1 protein-coding gene is annotated in these 1093 nt (G+C 54.9%); it reads left to right on the top strand.

The genetic code is table 11. The features are described 5' to 3' along the window. The coding region (locus CWC16_RS19095; protein ID WP_171037693.1) for an Ig-like domain-containing protein at nucleotides 1–1093 on the top strand (1093 nt) is incomplete at both ends.

Genomic DNA, 1093 nt, shown 5'->3' with positions numbered 1-1093 from the left:
CAGTAACGAAATTGGCGGCACGGTGACACTCACCGTGACCGACAGTGACGGCGCTGTGCAAACTCTCACGACCACCGTTGAGGCGGATGGTCATTGGGATATTGAAATCCCCAGTGCGCTCGCGCAAGGTGACTTTACTGTCACAGCCAGCATAACCGACGCGGCAGGCAATGAGAGCACAGCCAACAGCAGTGGCAATGTCGATACCATCACACCGGTTGTCACTGTGGATGCACTGGGACTTGGCAACGACAGCACGCCACTCATCAGTGGTACTTCAACAGAGCCGCAAGGCACTGTTGTCAATATTGTTATCACCGATAGTAACGGCGACGATATCGCAATCACTGCCACGGTTGATGCCAACGGCAACTGGCAAGCAACGAGCCCAGCATTACCTGATGGCAGCTACAGTGTGCAAGCCAGCATTACGGATGCGGCAGGCAATACAGGCGGCGCGTCCCAGTCGGGCACCATAGACAGCCTTGCACCGACACTGACACTCGATACCGTGGGCGCGACCAACGACAGCACGCCAACCATTAGTGGTACCACCAATGCACCTGCAGGCACGGTGATTAGTATCAGCGTAAGTGATGGGGTGACAACAGAAACCTTCAGCGCCACAGTGCAAGCGGATGGCAGTTGGTCAGCGGATGTACCAAATGCGCTGGCTGATGGTGAGCTGACCATTGAAGCGAGCGTGAGCGATAACGCCGGTAACACCACCACGGTTAGTGAAACCGCGACACTGAACACCACCGCGCCAAGCATTAGCATTAATGCCTTGGTAGATACCAACGACACCACACCCACTATTAGCGGAACAAGCGATGCAGACGATGGCACCACCATTAGCTTAACGTTTGAAGACAGTGCAGGGAATATTACGACTGTTGATACGACCGTAACCGGTGGCGTCTGGAGCGTTGATGCCCCGAGTGCTTTAGCTGAAGGCGAATACACGGTCACTGCCGAAGTAGATGATGGCCTGGGTAATATCGGCAGCGCGAGCGAAACTGGCGAGATTGATTTAACCCTGCCCAGCCTTGCTATTACAGATAACGGCGTGAGCAACGACACAACACCGACG

It is taken from the genome of Pseudoalteromonas sp. S3776 (genome assembly GCF_005886915.1).
GTDB lineage: Bacteria > Pseudomonadota > Gammaproteobacteria > Enterobacterales > Alteromonadaceae > Pseudoalteromonas.
The sequence above is the reverse complement of the archived record's forward strand: the minus strand, read 5'-3'. Positions and strand labels throughout refer to the sequence as shown.